At 34.2% G+C, this 17,324-nt stretch carries 15 protein-coding genes and 1 pseudogene; 11 read left to right on the top strand and 5 right to left on the bottom strand.

Annotated elements, in window-relative coordinates; translation table 11 throughout:
* Positions 1-8: 8 nt before the first annotated feature.
* The 3 genes from lysF (at position 9) to UABHE_RS28525 (ending at position 4,110) form a co-directional block, all read left to right on the top strand.
* Entirely contained in the window at positions 9-1,931 is a 1,923-nt protein-coding gene (gene lysF, locus UABHE_RS28535; protein WP_372366734.1) for a homoaconitase, read from the top strand.
* 27 nt (positions 1,932-1,958) lie between these two features.
* Complete coding sequence (locus tag UABHE_RS28530) at positions 1,959-2,549, top strand: hypothetical protein (protein WP_372366732.1); 591 nt, start codon at positions 1,959-1,961, stop codon at positions 2,547-2,549.
* A 319-nt stretch (positions 2,550-2,868) separates the two neighbouring features.
* Positions 2,869-4,110 (top strand): acetyl-CoA carboxylase biotin carboxylase subunit family protein, encoded by a 1,242-nt coding sequence (locus UABHE_RS28525; protein WP_372366730.1) that lies wholly within the window; start codon positions 2,869-2,871, stop codon positions 4,108-4,110.
* A 64-nt stretch (positions 4,111-4,174) separates the two neighbouring features.
* Here UABHE_RS28525 and UABHE_RS28520 read toward each other — a convergent pair whose 3' ends face one another.
* Entirely contained in the window at positions 4,175-5,353 is a 1,179-nt protein-coding gene (locus UABHE_RS28520; RefSeq protein WP_372366729.1) for a protein kinase, read from the bottom strand.
* A gap of 21 nt (positions 5,354-5,374) precedes the next feature.
* Positions 5,375-6,805, bottom strand: a complete 1,431-nt coding sequence (locus UABHE_RS28515; RefSeq protein WP_372366728.1) for a sigma 54-interacting transcriptional regulator — start codon at positions 6,803-6,805, stop codon at positions 5,375-5,377.
* A 268-nt stretch (positions 6,806-7,073) separates the two neighbouring features.
* Between UABHE_RS28515 and UABHE_RS28510 the strand changes: the two genes are divergently transcribed.
* Entirely contained in the window at positions 7,074-7,844 is a 771-nt protein-coding gene (locus tag UABHE_RS28510; protein WP_372366726.1) for a metallophosphoesterase, read from the top strand.
* A gap of 110 nt (positions 7,845-7,954) precedes the next feature.
* Here the strand turns inward: UABHE_RS28510 and UABHE_RS28505 are convergent, their stop codons facing one another.
* Positions 7,955-8,215, bottom strand: a complete 261-nt coding sequence (locus UABHE_RS28505) for a hypothetical protein (RefSeq protein WP_372366725.1) — start codon at positions 8,213-8,215, stop codon at positions 7,955-7,957.
* Between the two features lie 177 nt (positions 8,216-8,392).
* Between UABHE_RS28505 and UABHE_RS28500 the strand changes: the two genes are divergently transcribed.
* The 3 genes from UABHE_RS28500 (at position 8,393) to UABHE_RS28490 (ending at position 10,285) form a co-directional block, all read left to right on the top strand.
* On the top strand, positions 8,393-8,665 hold the full coding sequence (locus UABHE_RS28500) for a hypothetical protein (protein WP_372366724.1): 273 nt from the start codon (positions 8,393-8,395) through the stop codon (positions 8,663-8,665).
* A 124-nt stretch (positions 8,666-8,789) separates the two neighbouring features.
* The gene (locus UABHE_RS28495; protein WP_372366723.1) at positions 8,790-9,275 is read left to right on the top strand and encodes a hypothetical protein; all 486 of its coding nucleotides are present in this window, start codon (positions 8,790-8,792) and stop codon (positions 9,273-9,275) included.
* Positions 9,276-9,550: 275 nt separating this feature from the next.
* Entirely contained in the window at positions 9,551-10,285 is a 735-nt protein-coding gene (locus UABHE_RS28490; protein ID WP_372366722.1) for a glutathione S-transferase family protein, read from the top strand.
* A 44-nt stretch (positions 10,286-10,329) separates the two neighbouring features.
* Here UABHE_RS28490 and UABHE_RS28485 read toward each other — a convergent pair whose 3' ends face one another.
* Positions 10,330-11,916, bottom strand: coding sequence for an FG-GAP repeat domain-containing protein (locus tag UABHE_RS28485; protein ID WP_372366721.1), 1,587 nt, complete (start codon positions 11,914-11,916; stop codon positions 10,330-10,332).
* Between the two features lie 327 nt (positions 11,917-12,243).
* Here UABHE_RS28485 and UABHE_RS28480 point away from each other — a divergent pair, with 327 nt between their 5' ends.
* Positions 12,244-13,101: a helix-turn-helix domain-containing protein gene (locus UABHE_RS28480; RefSeq protein ID WP_372366720.1), complete on the top strand. Its 858-nt coding sequence runs from the start codon at positions 12,244-12,246 to the stop codon at positions 13,099-13,101.
* A gap of 67 nt (positions 13,102-13,168) precedes the next feature.
* Here UABHE_RS28480 and UABHE_RS28475 read toward each other — a convergent pair.
* Positions 13,169-13,724 (bottom strand): annotated as a pseudogene (locus UABHE_RS28475) (IS5 family transposase); the annotation flags it as partial.
* A gap of 437 nt (positions 13,725-14,161) precedes the next feature.
* On the opposite strand from UABHE_RS28475, the gene UABHE_RS28470 reads away from it, so the two are divergent.
* The 3 genes from UABHE_RS28470 to UABHE_RS28460 all read left to right on the top strand — a co-directional run bounded on the left by UABHE_RS28470 (position 14,162) and on the right by UABHE_RS28460 (position 17,239).
* Complete coding sequence (locus tag UABHE_RS28470; RefSeq protein WP_372366719.1) at positions 14,162-14,512, top strand: hypothetical protein; 351 nt, start codon at positions 14,162-14,164, stop codon at positions 14,510-14,512.
* 219 nt (positions 14,513-14,731) lie between these two features.
* The gene (locus UABHE_RS28465) at positions 14,732-15,334 is read left to right on the top strand and encodes a hypothetical protein (RefSeq protein WP_372366718.1); all 603 of its coding nucleotides are present in this window, start codon (positions 14,732-14,734) and stop codon (positions 15,332-15,334) included.
* Positions 15,335-15,658: 324 nt separating this feature from the next.
* Positions 15,659-17,239: an FMN-binding glutamate synthase family protein gene (locus tag UABHE_RS28460; protein ID WP_372366717.1), complete on the top strand. Its 1,581-nt coding sequence runs from the start codon at positions 15,659-15,661 to the stop codon at positions 17,237-17,239.
* Positions 17,240-17,324: the final 85 nt, after the last annotated feature.

Genomic DNA, 17,324 nt, shown 5'->3' with positions numbered 1-17,324 from the left:
AGAATTATATGTCTCAAAATTTAATTGAAAAAATTACCCAAAATTTCACCACTAATAAAAATGAAAAAGTTTATAGTGGTGATTATGTTCAAGTACAACCACATTATATAATGACACATGATAATACTGGTGCCATTATACCTAAATTTAAGAACATGGGCTTTACAAAAATAGCTCAAAAAGACCAAGTAGTGTGCGCTTTAGACCATAATATTCAAGATAAGAGTATCGGTAATAAACAGAAATATCAGAATATTGAAAAATTTTGTGACCTACACAATATCGATTTTTATCGCGCAGGAACGGGAATTGGTCATCAAATCATGTGCGAAGAAGGGTATGCTTGGCCAAATACTTTTGTGGTTGCATCTGATAGTCATACTAACATGTATGGTGGTTTAGGATGCTTGGGAACACCGGTAGTTCGGACTGATGCCGCAGTGATTTGGGGAACGGGACACACATGGTGGCAAATTCCTCCTGTGGCAAAAGTTGAATTTATTGGAAAACTTTTACCAGGTGTTACTGGAAAAGATGTAATTATTGCTCTTTGCGGTTATTTTAATCAAGATGAAGTGCTTAATTACGCTATTGAATTTTGCGGAGAAGGAATTAGTGAATTAGCTATTCACGATCGAATGACAATTGCCAACATGACGACTGAGTGGGGTGCTCTTGTTGGATTATTTCCAATAGACAGTAATACAATTTCTTGGTTGTGCAAAAGAGCTGATTTTTTACAAAAAAAACTAAATGGAAAATTACACTCGCGCATTTCTCCTGAGCGTATAAATGAATTACTAAAAAAACCGTTAACTTCAGATTCCAAAGCTATTTATCATAAATACTTGCAAATAGACTTAAGTACAATCACTCCCCATGTGAGTGGGCCAAATTCAGTAAAAGTAATGACCTCTGTTGCTGATCTTGAGAAGCGCAATATTCAAATTAACAAAGCATATTTAGTTTCTTGTGTAAACAGTCGGGTAGAAGATCTTGCACAGGCAGCGCACCTTTTACAAAAACAAAAAATACATAGCGATGTGAAATTTTATGTGTCTGCTGCTTCAGAGGAAGTACAACAGGAAAGCATTCGCTGCGGAGATTGGCAAGTATTTCTAGATGCTGGAGCTTATATCTTACCCCCAGGGTGCGGACCATGTATTGGTCTTGGTGAAGGTATTCTTGAAGAAAATGAGGTTGCTATTTCTGCCACGAATCGAAATTTCAAAGGGCGTATGGGGGCAAAATCAGCAAACGTCTATTTATCTTCTCCTGCTGTTGTTGCAGCATCTGCTGTAGCAGGAAAAATTGTTTCTCCGCAAAAAATAAAGGCACGTCCGGTAATTCAGGCTTTCTCAGAAACAATTACGACAACGAACATCGTTGAGAATCGCGAATTTATTGATCGCTTTCCTAAAAAGTACCAAGGTAAAAGTGTTTTATGTCTTCAAAATAACATAAATACAGACGGAATTTATCCTGGGAAATATACTTATATAGATCATTTTTCTCCACAACAACAAGCAGAAGTTGCGATGGAAAATTATGATGTGCGATTTACAAAAATTGCGCGCAGAGGTGATATTCTTATTTGTGGATTTAATTTTGGAACAGGTAGTTCGCGAGAACAGGCAGCGACAGCCTTAAAGTATTTTGGTATACAAATGCTTATTGCAGGCTCTTTTAGTCAAACTTTCAAACGCAATGCTATTAATAATGGATTTTTAGTTGTAGAAGCTCCGCAACTAGTACGTGATTTGCAGGAAAAACACACAGAAACAACTATTCGTTTGGAAACAAATGTTGAAATCGATTTTGCAAAATCAAGTATTGTTGTAAATAATAAAAAATATTTACTAGAATATTTGCCAAAAATAATTCAAGAATTAATTGTTGACGATGGTATCCAAAACTGGATATGTCGCTAAAATTTCACTATACTGGAAGGATTTTTTATGAAAAAATTAGCCATACTTCTTGTGGCTTTTGCTGTAAACTTTGTTTTCGCAGAAGATATAGATAAAAAATTAGCAGAACAAGTAAAAAATGAAGCTGTTAAAATGAAGGATGAGTTAGACAAAAAAAATTATAAATATATTGGAGAAGTTACACACCCTAAAATCATCAAAGTTATTGGTGGTGTGGAGAATGTAATTACGATGACAAAGCAAGCAATGGAGCAACAAGCGGCATCTGGTTTTTCTCTTGCTTATGTTTTTCATGAACCAACAAGTATTTATACTCATATGAGTAAAGAAACTGTAGACAAGGTAGAAAAAGAAGTTGTAGAGTACATTGTTTTTATTCCTACACATATGACTACTGAGAATGCTGATATGAAAATATCGGTTGAAGGTTATATGATCGCAACTTCAAAGAATAAGAACAAATGGTATTTGTGTAATGGTGGTTCGAATAAAGCCCAAGCGCAACAACTTTTAGACTTTTTATTCCCTGGTTTTGTTAAAGTAGTTGATGGGAAGTCATCAATTGAGTTGCCAAAAATAGATCAGAAAACTGAGTTTAAAAACGCAGAAAAGAAATAACATCTAAATGATATTTTGAATTAAGAGCTTGTTACAAAATGGTTATTTATTGCAAGTTTATGTATTTTGTGCTTGTGACAGAATTTTTTTAGACTCTGATGCAATCATAAAAATTCTATTATTTTTTGCTTAAGCCCAATTTTGTAACAGGTTGTTTATTGTGTCCTTGAATAATTTCTTTATTCGTATAGTTTATCGCTCTTAACTTGCAACTGCTCGAAATTAAAACCCCGTACCATCACTTAGATACAATCCATATTCTTACATAATCTTTACTGTGTCGTCTCTCTTTTATAATATTTGTAGGGGACAGTCAAATTTGAATATACTTGTTTTATTTCCCAACGATTATGATATTTTTTTTCTGACCCAACAAAGGTTTCCTGATTGCAATTTCTTTTTTGAAGGTAGTGGTGATATTGTTGCTCATTTAGAGCAATTCTCTATTGATCACTTTATCGAAAAAACGACAAATAAATATCAAGATATTGATGGTGTCATTTGTACCCAAGATTATCCTGGGATGTTAGTAGCAGCTATTCTTGCTTTTAAGTGGCAATTACCGACATGCCGACCAGAAACTACAATAGTTTTACAACATAAATACTACAGTCGATTACTACAACAGGAATGCTTACCTGATAACACCCCTCGTTTTATGCCTCTTTCTTTAGAACAAAATTTCGATGATTGGGATTTTGGTTTTCCTTGCTTTATTAAACCTGTGAAATCGGTTTTTTCCTTTTTAGCGTCAAGGATAGAGAACAAAGAACAGTTACATAATTTTGTTGATAAAAGCAAAGAACAATTGAGATCTTTTTCGAAACCTTTTAATGATGCATTAAAGCATTATCCTCAATTTTGTATCGATGCTAACCACTTTATTGTTGAGGAAGTATTAGGTGGTCTACAAGTAACATTAGATGGATTTTCATGGAATGGTGATGTTTCTATTACCGGAATTGTTGATTCGGTAACATACCCTGGCAAAGAAAGTTTTCATAGCTTTGAATATCCTTCAAAACTTCCGAAACAGGTCCAAGATAGAATGATCCACATGGCAAAAACTTTTATGTTGCACACTAAGTATCAACAGGGCATGTTTAACATTGAGATGTTTTATGACAAAGATCGGGATAAAATAGATATAATTGAAGTAAATCCAAGAATGTTTTTCGCTGCAGCGGATTATTTTGAAAAAGTAGATGGACTTAATACTTATAACATGTGTTTGGATATTGCTGTGGGCCGCGAGCCTAATATTCCAAGTACGATAGGGAAATTTAAAGTGGCGGCAACATTTACTCCACGTTTGTTTGAAGATAAACTGGTGCGTCGTATACCTTCTTCGGAAAACATAAAAAAGATCAAGCGGCAATTTCCAGATATGATTTTGAAAATTGAGCATAAAGTCGGACAGAAACTTTCAGATACAGTACAAAGTACAGGCAGCTATAAATACGCAGTACTGAATTTGGGAGGAAATAGTTGGGGAGATTTATACCAACGTTTTCAAGAAATTATGAATATGCTTGATTTTGAATTTGGACCATTGGAGTAATGTTCCGTGTTCTTATAATGTAAAGCGCTCGAAAAAATAGGTAATACTTCAAATAATAATAGTTCTAGTCTTTTGTTTTATGTTTGAGGTTTTTGTATTGTAGAATTTGTTTGTGTTGATAAATAACAACTGTGGTAAGTGCAACAATAACAAGTGCCAAAACAATGATTATGAATACTAAAGTTTTTCTATAGTGTAGAAAATTTTTGATCTTGCGCCACTTGTTCCACTTGGCTGATACAGGCTTATCATGCAAAAAATGTTGCAAATCTTTGATAAATTCAGCGGTGTTTTGATAGCGTTTGCGCGGATTTTTCTCTAGACATTTGAAGCAAATAGCGTCTACAGCTATAGGGGTTTGCGGCGAAAAACTGCGCAGAGATAAAGGTTCACGATGGACTACTTGATATAGCACATCGAGATAAGATGTGCCAATAAAAGGTGGACGCCCTGTGAGGAGTTCATGCAGGGTAACACCTAGAGAATAAATGTCACTTCTCTTGTCAACAATATCGCTTTTAGCCTGTTCTGGCGACATGTATGCTGGAGTTCCAAGAACATCTCCTGTTTTAGATATACTGTCATGGGAATTCATCTTTGCCAAACCAAAGTCCATTACTTTGGGTTCCTTATTTTCGTCAAGCATTATATTTGAAGGTTTTATATCGCGGTGTACAATTCCACAGCTATGAGCATACCCTACTGCCTGAGTAACTTTAATCATAATTACAATGATTTGCTCTATCGTAAGAGGATTACTGCGTAAAGAATCTCTCAATGAAACTCCAGAAATAAAATCCATTGTAAAAAAATTCTGTTCATTTTCGTGGCCAATGTCGTATAAAGTAACTATATGAGGGTGGCGTAGTTTAGCAGTTGCTCTTGCTTCGCGAATAAAGCGTTCTATTTCTATTTCACTAGCGCCTTCTCCATATTTTAAAACCTTGAGCGCAACTTCTCTATCTAAATGTGGATCGTGTGCTTTAAAAACGCGCCCCATTCCTCCGCGTCCTATTTCGTGTAAAATTTTATACCGTCCAAAATAAACATTTGCATTCGTTTTACGATGAGAATTATTTTGTATTTTGAGTAGCTCTTCTACCTGTTCTTCCTTTAGATAGTTCAAAAAGCATAAAATTTCACCGATTAGCCAACTATTTTTTTGCTTCTGAATTTCCAAAGCTTCTTCTAGTTTACCTTGAGTAATCCATTTTTTACTAATAGCGATTTCACCAAAAAGCATATTGTTTCCCCTAACATAGTATTAACTCCGAGGCCAATTAATATCATAATCACGTAACTTTTTGGTCATTGTGTTTGCATGTATTCCAAGTATTTGTGCTGCTTTGTTTTGTGTATGTTGTTTTGGGTTTCGTTGTGCCCACTGTTTTGCTTGAAGAAAGACTTGCTTTTCGATGTCTTTAAGTGTGCCACCTTGGGGAAAGAGAACAGGCAAAGTTTTTTCATTATGATTTTCATGTGTAACGAATTCAATGTGTTGTGGTTTTATGATGCCATTTGGTTTGTTTACTTTGTAGTAAGCTCTACGAATTGTAGAGCGCAATTCTCTGACATTACCAGGCCAGTGATGAGTATAAAACAAACGGCGCGCAGAATTGCAAATAGACTTGTGTGCACTATTGGTTTGATTTTCTTCGTCGATGAAGTAATCCATCAGTAAATTGTGATCGTGTATTCCGCGGTGGCGTAGCGGTGGTATGTTGATCATGAATGAGCATAATCTGTAGAATAAATCGGCGCGAAATGTATTTTCGGCTACAAGCTGTTGGAGAGGTTTGTTGTTGGCGCAAATAAGACGTACGTTTACTTGACAAGTTTGTTTACTTCCAAGTGGTTGCAATTTTCCATCTTCAAGTATGCGAAGTAGTTGGCCTTGCGCCTCGTTACTGAGCATACCAATTTCATCGAGAAATAGAGTTCCTTTGTTGGCAAGCGTAAATAATCCTTGCCTTGCTGTTACTCCTGTTGCAATCCCTGTGACGCAACCAAACAGCTCAATACGCTGCATTTGTGGATCACTACTTGCTAGTTCTGCACAGTTGAAGGGAAGATAAGTCTGTTTTGCGCGCTCGCTGCGATAGTGCAAGGCACTGGCAACGAGCTCTTTCCCTGTACCACTTTCGCCGTAAATGAGAACAGGAGAGCAGTTTTGGGTTTTAAACATTTCGATAGCACTGAATACTTGCTCTTCCATAATAGGATCAATGCCTACTATTTTTTTCCCCTCGCAACTCATTCCCATACTTAGAAAGCGCTGTAGACGCTGTGAAAGTCCTGTGGTTTGCGACTCTATCTCACTTTTGGTTTGTTGGCGTAATATTTCGTAGTAACTACTGGTAACAACAGTAACAAAACGAGAAACTTCTTCGGTAGGGAGTGTTTGCGAAGATGCAATATAAATTGCCCCAACTACAATATCCTCTTCTGCAATAAGAGGTAGGCAAGTAAAGGCTCCACAAAAATTCATACTTTTGAACAAACGATCAGCACTCACATTCTCGCAGTGCTCTGGTTGTTTTAACTTTGTTACTCTTTTTAATAAGTGTAGTACTTGTTTGTGTAGAGAATTTTGCTGTGGTAAGTTGAAATTGTAAATAACGTCGTTTTCTGTAGAGACACACAAAATCGCGGAAATATTTTTTCGCTGAGAAAATTCATCAAACATTTTTAGCATTATCGTCCTCATTTCTATGAGTAAGTATCACAAAAACTGTGATTCGATTTTAGCATTTCCCACAAATCTTGAAAACTTTTATTTTCTTAGTTCTTTGTTTATAGCAACTTAGGAACAAATTTGTCTAACACTTTTTCTTATTGGCATTGTTATTGCCTTATCAGAGTTTATTGCGCTCTTCAATCGATTAGCACAATAAGCGATTTGCCAAAAGTATTTATCTGTGCTCACTTAGTTTGTTACTTAACCTCAGATTAAGGATGATTTTATGAAGAAAATAGCTGTTATTTCAGATATTCACAGTAATCTTTGTGCATTTGATGCAGTGCTAGAAGATATTCACAGACGAAATGTAGATGCGATATACTGCTTAGGAGATGTTATAGGCTACGGTCCTCAGCCTATCGAATGCTTTAACAAGGCAATGAAATATTGCGAAGTCATTATCAAAGGAAATCATGAAGAAGGTGTAATTGATGGACCTTTTGGTGTAACTACGATTGCAAGAGAAGCTATGTTGTGGACTAAGAAAATAATGCGCCCTTCTTTTTGTAGTTCTTTGCGCAAAAGAAGAGCATGGGAGTATTTACAAAATTTACCTATTTCTCACACAGAAGACAAATTACTTTTTATTCATGGGTGTCCTCAAGATCCTATGGAGTATTTGATGGAGCGTGATACGGAGGATATTTTTGGTGAAATACCGCAAAAAATTCGCGAAGCTTTTGAGTTAGTGGAACAAATTTGCTTTATTGGACATACTCATTTTCCAGGAATAATTACAGAAGGAAGTGAATGGTTTTCTATTCAAAATTTTGACTATGAATGGGAAGTGGATCCGCATCAAAAAATAGTATGTAATGTGGGTTCAGTAGGACAACCACGAGATCGAGATTGTCGCGCATGTTATGCTACATACGATGGTAAAAAAATCGCATACCACCGCATCCCTTATGACATAAAAGTAACGCAACAAAAAATAGAAGTGCTACCTGCTTTGAATAATTATTTAGCGGAAAGATTAGAGTATGGGAAATGATCTAAAAGGTGCGGAAGGAAGTTTTAGGCGTTTGGAATTTTTACAAGTCAATTTGATTGGTGACCGCCTCTTAATTCTTTAGAATTAAGAGGCGGTGCGCTCTAAAATGATTATTTCTTGTTTTGTATTTTGGTAATTATTTTCTGTATTGTGATAGCATACGTGGGATTTTGTTTGGCTAAAATTTCTAAACCAGGAATAGCTTGTTTTTTCCAGTGATAAAAAATACTCATAACGATTTTTTGCCATTTAGGATTTTTATATAAAATAACTAAATGGGGGTAAGATTTTTCCTGTAAGCCAACTATTGTATGTTTCTTTGTTTGTAAAATCATCAATTTAAATAGGTATGTTATCAGTCTTAATCTCAATTTGTTAGTCTTGATGAAATTGTATTTTTTCTTAGTATGCAGTTAGTCTTTACACAACGAAAGATAACATATATTTACTTGACAGGCAACCTCGAACTCCCTTAGGTTTTGATAAATTATTGCCGTAAAATTTTTCTATGCTATGATGAATTGAACATTTATTTTAGGGAGAATTTTATGAAAAAATTTATTTTCTTGTTCTGTATATACGGAATTTTATGTGCGGACGTTATTTTACAATTCGCTGATGTAGACAAAGAGTTAAAAAATGCGCAAACAAGAGTTTATAAAAAAATAGCGCCAATAATGGCGCATAGTGAAGTTTTAGAAGAAGGTTTTATTCAAAACCAAAGTATTTTCAAAAAACGATCACAGATGCTTTTTGTTAAAAAACAGCAAAAATGGGTGAGATATAGTTATGGGATACGAAAGAATTTTTGTCGCTTTTAACAGGAAAAGCGCCGAGTTTTACTGATATTGAAATAGTCATTTTTTAGATATTATGCGTTTACAATATGATTACTCATCACAAGTCTGGGGGTGTTGGGTAAAATAATTTTTATTTGGAGTAGTTATGAGTTTAGATGAAATAAAGAAAAAACTTCAAATTTTGGAGACCAATTTAGAAAAAGAATCAATAGCTTTTTTTGAAAAATTTGTAACTCCTCACGGAGAATTACAAGTTTTTATTACTGCAAGGTTAATGAAATCTTGTAAGAAAGGCAAGATTTGGAAATCGCGAGAAATGTTGTCGACACTGAAAAACGCTCAATACGGCTTTGATATAAAAGCGTCGCGAAGTCGAGGTGGTAACGATGGTATCTTTCGCATAGATCGCACATTTTCGCCTGTAAATTCGATGATGAAAAAAATATTCAAGTTTATTGATAAACGAGATGGCTTGATGACCGAAATAACTAACAAATTTAATATACCAAAAAGCGATTGGATTGCGGTAAGACTAGTTTCTCATAATTTAAGACTTCTAGGGATTATCGCAATTACAAAACAAGATACAAGTTTGGTTATTGTTGATTATGATAATGACAAAGGGAATTAAACAAATGGCTAATTATAACTTTGAAAATTGATACTTATCAATACGGAATAAAGTCACGCATTTTGATTTAGTTGCCATTAGAGTCTGTTATCAATTAAATTATTGTAAAATAAACGTCATATGTCTGTCAGAAGACGATATAATAGTGAGAAACCAGTTGTTGTTTGAGGCATGAGTTTGGAAATAGAATAGATCAGATTAATAAGATGTGTGATATACAGTTCCTTGATCTTTTTCCTTACGAAAAGCTTTCTATATTCTATGGAAAAGTAACTATGAAAAAAATAACATTTTATACTATGGAAACTAGTCCTTATGCAGCAAAAGTATACTACTGCTTAATATACAAACAGCTTATTTTTGAGACCGTTTATGTAAATCCTTTTAAAATGAAACAACAATTACCATTTGGAAAACAAGTGCCAGTGTTGACAATTGATGATAAATCGTTTGCTAATTCGACAGATATTTGTCTATGGTTAGATGAAGAATTTCCAGATAAACCTCTAGTTCCAGCAAATCTAAAAAAGCAAGTCGCTGATTTCGACCACTGGATTTCAGAAACTCTTATTCCGCTAAGCTTTTATAGTGTATATCCCACTACCAGAAATCTAACAGGTGTATACAATGCTTGGAAGTTAGGAAGAACGGTGAAGAAAACAACTCAAGGAGAATTTTCTTCTACAGTTGTTTTGTTATGGCCATTAGTGTTGCGATATGCTCCTTTTATAAAGAAAATATATAAAAATATAAAGAAACGCGGGTCAATTTCAAAAGTAAGAGAAATATGCCTGGATCACTTAGAAAAAAGTTTAGGTCCATTTTTAATAAAAAACGAACACATAACCATTGTCGACATTTTTGTTTATTCACAATTCGCATTACCACGTAAATTAGGTCTTCTAGATTCTAACTATTTCCTAAATAGACCTAAAATACGAGATTGGTATCAAAAAATGGAGCGACTTTTAGTCGAAAATACTATGCCTAAATCACAGAATATTGTATAACCACTGTTCTCTACATGACTATGATGCTCAAACTATGATAGACCTTAAGGGAGTTTTACTGTGTTATTCATTGAAGTCGTAAGCTCAACTGTTTGTTGATTTGGCATTTGTACAATAAGCTTTTTCGGTTTTTTGTTTCCGAGTCCAAAAAATATATTTGGTGATTGATCTGTTAATAAACCAGTACTAACAACAACTTGTTTACTGTAACTTTTTCCATTTTCGAATTCGACATATAATGTTGCACCCAAATATTTTAAATTATCAGGCACAATAACTTTCAAGAAATTATCAGTACTTTTATTGATAAAAGCACGAACAGGCCCGTTCATATTAATCCAGATAATGTCCATTTTACCGTCATTGTTTAAATCAACAATAACAGGTGATTGACCATAGAATGGATTATTAAGGTTGAGATCATTAGAATGGTAGAATGCTGCGGTCTTTTCTTCTATTTGTAGAAATGCTTTTCCCGGTAGTTTTTTTACCTTATGTCCAGGCCATTTTATATAGTTTTGTGCAACTAAAAGATCCAGCTTGCCGTCTAAGTTTATGTCTTCGAAAACCCCTCCCCAAGCAAAACCGTAGCCGTCTAGCTTATAGTCTTTTGTCGCATTTGAAAACTTGAAGTCGCCTTCATTGCGTAAAATTGTCCACTCTAGCTCAACGCTTTGTCGTGGAAGTAAGTCTCCTCTTACTAAATTGGTAGGAATAGAAGAACCAATATTACTAAAGAATAAGTCTTGATCTCCATCTGCATCAATGTCTCCACATCCAAGTCCCATCCAGAAACCTAATCCTGAATTGTATTTTAATTTTTTGAAATTTAGATTGCCATTATTAATGAATATTTCTATCTGACCTGTATTGTTTGCCACAATTAATTCTTGATGCCCATCGCTATTGAGATCAATGAAGCTGGAATGAAATGTATTTTGAGAACCCGCGGTTTTTGTTCGTTTTGTTACATCAGTGAATGTTAAATCGCCGTTATTAAGGAGCATTATATTTTTTTTGGCGTGTTGTGGTTTGTTAAAAGTTGCAGCCACAAAAGCAGATGCAGAAACAAATGTACTTACATAAATGTCGGGAAAATTATCTTTATTTAAGTCTGTAACAGCTATATTTACAGGTATGGTCTTTTGTGGTAAAGAAATATCGAGAACATTACTTGTAAAGAAACCATTATTATTTTGACAAAGCCAAATGCCGTTATTACGAGCTATAAGTAGATCGACATCTCCGTCATTATCCATATCAAAAGATGTGGCTCCATATGTGGCATTTTTTTTATTTGAAAGGCCTGTTTTTTCGATTATATTTCGTAGCTCTTTATCTTGATAGCTAAGTAGAGCATCATCTTGGTTTTCACCCCCAGCGATAAATATTTCCATTTTTCCATCGTTGTTTATATCTATAACCGCTGCGCCTGTAAATGCATGTGATTTTGAGTTTTTGTCCCAGATATGCTTGTAATTTACACTGATTTCTGAAAAAGAGCTCACTGTTGGAAACGTTTGTGGATATCGAATGTTCTCTTCATATGATAATGAAAGCCAAATGTAAGCTGCTATGCAAAGCGCAATTATTGTTATGAATAAGAGTATTGTTTTTATTGTTTTTTTCATTTTTTTTCCTTGATTCTTAATAACGAAAATTTTTATTGAGATGCATATTAACAACATGATTTATAATCGATTTATTAGATGCAAACAAACGTTAATTGTTGTTATTTTGTAAAATTAGTTGTTCATTTGTAAAGGAGATATCTTGGGGAATCTAAAAGAATTTTGTCGTCTGATTTTTGAAACGAAAATGTTGGATTTATAAGTTATAGGTTTGATATGATTGACGCTAAACGTATCAACTTTTATAAGTGATCTTTATTGAAAATAAAGAGCCAGATTCGAGAACTAAATTGTTAAATCAATTGTCTTTTTCTAAAGGAAAAAAATTTGTTTCATTTGATTAGATTTGAAAGTTTAATTTACTACACGATTGGTCTTGTTAGTCCTTGGAATATAGCTGTTCCTGGTAACAAAAAGACGGTGCGGTTTCATTTTATCAAAAAAGGGCGTTGTTATATTTTTGATGAAGATTCAGATGAGCTCGTTTTAGGAGAACCTGGAGATATTGTGTTTGTGACAAAAGGAAACCATGGTATTAGAGATTCGTTAGAGCCACAAAATAAGTACGATGCTGTTTTTTGTTCACAACATTATTTGAGCATAAAAAATAGAAAAGGGAAAGCAGATGCGTTTCTTCTTTGTGGACAAATTTCTCTTTATGGTGAGATAGTAAAAGAAATTTTTTCTCAGTTACCCCCGATTATTTGTTTAAAAAAGAAAAATATGAATAATGCGCAAAAACATTTAAGAAGTAGTTTGATCGAAGTAAGTAAAGAGGAGCCGATGAATGAGATTTTGTCAGCTAGAATTGCAGAAAGCTTGTTTATCTCTGCGTTAGGCACAATTTTAGATCGACGAAAAGTTTCGCGATCGAAAAAGAAATATTTACAGGTAATCAAAGATATTGAAGAAAATTACGATTCAGCAATAGATTGGAATCGTTATATAGAAAATTTCGACACGTCAAAACCTACTTTTTATAAAATATTTAAAGAATTAACAGGAACAACGCCTAATAATTATGTTACGAGTATTCGAATGAAAAAAGCGATGGTGTTACTTGAAATAACCGATCTCCCAACCAAGGTAATTTGTAAAAAAGTTGGTTTCCAGACAATTTCTAGTTTTAGCAAAAAATTTAAGAGCTTTTTTGGTATTTTACCTAGTGATGTTAGAAAACGTTAGAGTTTAAAGAGAGAGTTTTATATTTCTTTGGCTAGATTTTTTTAAATAGGGCCTGTCATCATTCAAGCTAATGAAGCCAAATAATGCAAGAAACTAAGTATACAGCCGCTAAAAAATTCTGAGCAGTTTTGTCGTACCGCGTAGCAATAGCTCGATGTTGCTTGAGTTTGCAGAATAGATTTTCTATCAGAAGGCGAGATTTATAAAGGTGGCTATCGCATTCTTTTGGCTTTTGAATATTAGATTTCGGAGGAATCACAACAATAATATCTCTTTGTTCTAATTTTTGAATAACGCGTTCTTCTGCATAGTAAGCTTTGTCAGCAAGTAGCGCTTTAGCTTTGATAGAAGGTAATAGAATATCTGCTCCCACTAAATCATGTACTTGCCCTGCTGTCAAAGAGAAATCTGTAGAGTTCCCTAACACATCACATATAGCATGTATTTTTGTGCTAAATCCTCCGCTACTTTTTCCTATTGCTTGGCTTTGATCTTTTTTTTATTGCACCTGCACTATGTTGATGTGCCCTGATTACAGTTGAATCAATCATCGCATACTCGTTATCCGAATCTTCTGATAATGCTTTGAATATTTTTGCCCATACTCCCTTTTTTGTCCACCGGCAGATAGTTTTATATTTCTTTGGCTAGATTTTATCTTTCTAATTTGCCTTGTGTTTTTTGGTCCATTGATAGAGCTGCTTCGATAGTCTTCTTAATTATTAACTGCATATCCCAGATCATATTTGGGAGCACCTCACCGCTTCATATTTTTTTATCGCTTGTTACATTTAAGTGATTTATTGATTGAATTTTTGTTATCACAGTGTCCTCTTGCAAAGTATGTGGATAAAATTTTGCGATAATAAAAATTAAATCAATCCCTTGATTAGCATGTATCTAAATCCCATTTGCCTAAATCGTTTTTGTGGTTTTTCTTTTTTATTTTTTGATGACGCTTGACAAGAGAAAAATTGTAACATATGCTTAGTAGACAGATCTGTCTACTTTGTGTAGTGTTTTTAAAATAAGATTTTTTATTTTTTAAGAAAGTTATGTTATGAGTATACGGTTTATTACAAAAGAGATTCATGCAGTGTTAGATTATCCTGTTGCTGTTGTTCTTATGGGTGCACCATTTTTATTTAAACTTGGCGGCTCTCATGATTTGGCTCTCTGGCTTTCGGTTTGCACAGGAGTTGCGGCACTTATTTTAACAATATTTACAGATCATTTCTTAGGTGTATTTCGTGTTTTGCCATACAAATTTCATCTCGCTGTAGACTTTATAGTTGGAGTTGTATTTGTTGTTGCGCCATTTCTGCTTGGGTTTAGTGGTGTAGACTCTTTATTTTATTGGATTATTGGTGCTACTGTGTTATGTGTTGTTAATCTTCACAAACCAGAATAAATTACAAAATCGTAAAAAGAAGATTGTTATGTGACAAATAGCTGAAGGTGTTGCGATGAAATGTTTAGTAGTGATTTTACATGAATCCGATATTTTCAGCCTTCTTTTCTTTGATACGCAAGTTTCCGATAATTTTTCGCTTTGTTGAATACAGTTTGCTATTCAATAAATTGTTACTACATTTGATTGGATAAACCATTTTTTATAAGGAATCCAGTAATGAGAATATTCTTTTTTGTTATAGTATTTTCTTTATTTTCATGTAAAGCAGAACTAAAGTGGCTAGACAAAGGGCTTGAGGTTACCGATAACTCTTATTTACAAAAGTCTAATTACCACGCGTATATTGTAGGAAGATGTAAAATAAACAGGCATGCAACCAGCATAACGGAATTTTATTTTGCTTTGAAGAAGCAATTAGAAAAAAGTGCAGTTAGTAATTCAAAATGGAAGCAAGTGCCTAAATATTTTAAAAGAAATGGAATGGTTATTGGTGCGATTACAAAAGAATCGTATGACAAAAAAGACAAAATAAAGCTAGAAAACCATTTAGGGCGATACAAAAACTTTATTTTACTTTCTGTGTCTGCTAATACTATTGAAAACGGTACAAGAATAAAGTCAATAAAAACTAGGTATTACATTGTTCGAAAACAAAATAATTATGAAATATCAGTGTGGCACTATTGTAAAGCGGAAAAACCATGGATTGTACCAACATCAATTATGAGGACAAAACTCGCAGGAAAATTCAAAGAGAAAATGCATGAAGTTATTGGCCACTGGGAAAGGAATTTGATCAAAGTACAAAAGGCAAAATGAATAAAAGAATATATTGAGGTTTCATCTAGAATTGCTGTGGTTATCACAAAATATAGATATTAAATTTTCGTTGATTACTCTAATAATAGAGTGTTTTGTAGTTAAATATGCGAGTTTTGATTTAGTAAATATTCTTAATTATTTGCCAAAAAATATGTTATAACAGAAATGAAATTTAGTTATTCTTACATGAATTAACCAGTGTATACAAATAATTGATTAGTTGGTGTTAGATAGAACACCTGGATAGCAGAATTATTTGCTGAGATTGGATTTTTGCATTTATCTGAGAACAGGACAAAAACAGCTTTTGAGGAGAAAAAAATGAGAAAAGAGTTTGTGATCGTAAGTACATTGTTTTTAGTGTTAAGTGGGGTCTCTTATTTTTTCTTTCCATGGTTTTTGTGGTCTCTTGTTGTGCTTTTGCCAGTTATTGCCGTAGGTGTAAAAGACATGTTGCAAACTAAACATGCGATCTTGAAAAACTTTCCTATTGCTGGACATTTCCGTTATTGGCTGGAAATGGTTCGACCAGAAATAAATCAATATTTCATTGAATCTAATAAGGATGGCGTTCCTTTTAGCCGTGAGCAACGTTCTCTTGTTTATCAAAGAGCAAAAAAGCAACTAGATACTCTTCCTTTTGGTACACAATCTGATGTTTATGAAGTTGGTTATGAATGGGTAAATCATTCGATTATGGCAAAAGAATATAATGGAGAAGATTTTAGAGTTGTCATTGGAGAAGGAAATTGTTCCAAGCCTTATAGTGCAAGTATTTTTAATATTGGGGCGATGAGCTATGGTGCTCTCAGTAAGACTGCGGTATTATCGTTGAATGCGGGCGCCAAGATCGGAAATTTTGCCCATAATACAGGAGAAGGTGGAATTAGTCCATATCACTCTGAGTATGGCGGAGACTTGATCTGGCAGATTGGAACCGGTTATTTCGGTTGTCGCACTCAAGATGGTAATTTTTGTGCAGAGTTGTTTCAAAAAAATTCTCAGCAGCATAGTGTGAAAATGATAGAAATTAAACTTTCTCAGGGAGCAAAACCAGGGCACGGAGGAATTCTTCCAGCAGCAAAAGTTACGGAAGAAATATCTAAAATTCGTAATGTACCTATGGGAACAGATGTTCTTTCACCTCCTGGGCACAAAGCTTTTTCTACTCCAATACAACTTTTACAATTTGTACAGAAGTTACGCGATCTATCAGATGGAAAACCTGTCGGTTTTAAACTATGTATTGGTAGAAAGTCTGAATTTCTGGCTATATGTAAGGCAATGATAGAAAGCAAAATTGTTCCAGATTTTATCACTGTAGATGGTGGTGAAGGTGGAACAGGAGCAGCTCCTCTTGAATTTTCTAACCATATTGGTTCTCCACTTCGCGAAGCTCAAATTTTTGTGCATAATGCTCTTGTTGGTTTTTCTCTACGAGACAAAATCAAGTTAATTGTTAGTGGAAAGATAATTTCTGGATTTGATATTGTCTCACGTATTGCTTTGGGGGCTGATCTTTGTTATTCCGCACGGGGTATGATGTTGTCTTTAGGTTGTATTCAAGCATTACGTTGCAATAGTAATGATTGTCCAAGTGGAGTTGCTACGCAAAAAGCACGCTTTTATAAAGGAATTGTTGTTGAAGATAAGAAACAACGTGTTGCAAACTACCATAAAGGTACTGTGCATGGTGTTGGTGAAATTCTAGGAGCAATGGGATTGAGTTCTCCAAATGAATTAAAGCCTCATCATTTAATGCGTCGTTTGAATTTTAATGAAGTACGTCATTATGGTGAACTTTATGATTATTTAAAAGATGGGGATTTTCTAAAAGATGAAATAGCAGAAGAATATAAGCATCTTTACCAAAAAGCAAATCCACAATCATTTTCTGTATGAGTAAAGTAAGACGGGAGCAATTATACGATTGCACAATTAGTTATAGTGTTCGACACGTATATGTTTTGCGGTAACAACTAAAGAG

This window comes from Candidatus Uabimicrobium helgolandensis (assembly GCF_041508025.1).
Taxonomy (GTDB): Bacteria; Planctomycetota; Uabimicrobiia; order Uabimicrobiales; family Uabimicrobiaceae; genus Uabimicrobium; species Uabimicrobium helgolandensis.
Note: the sequence above shows the minus strand (reverse complement) of the source record. Positions and strands in the feature narration are given on the sequence as shown.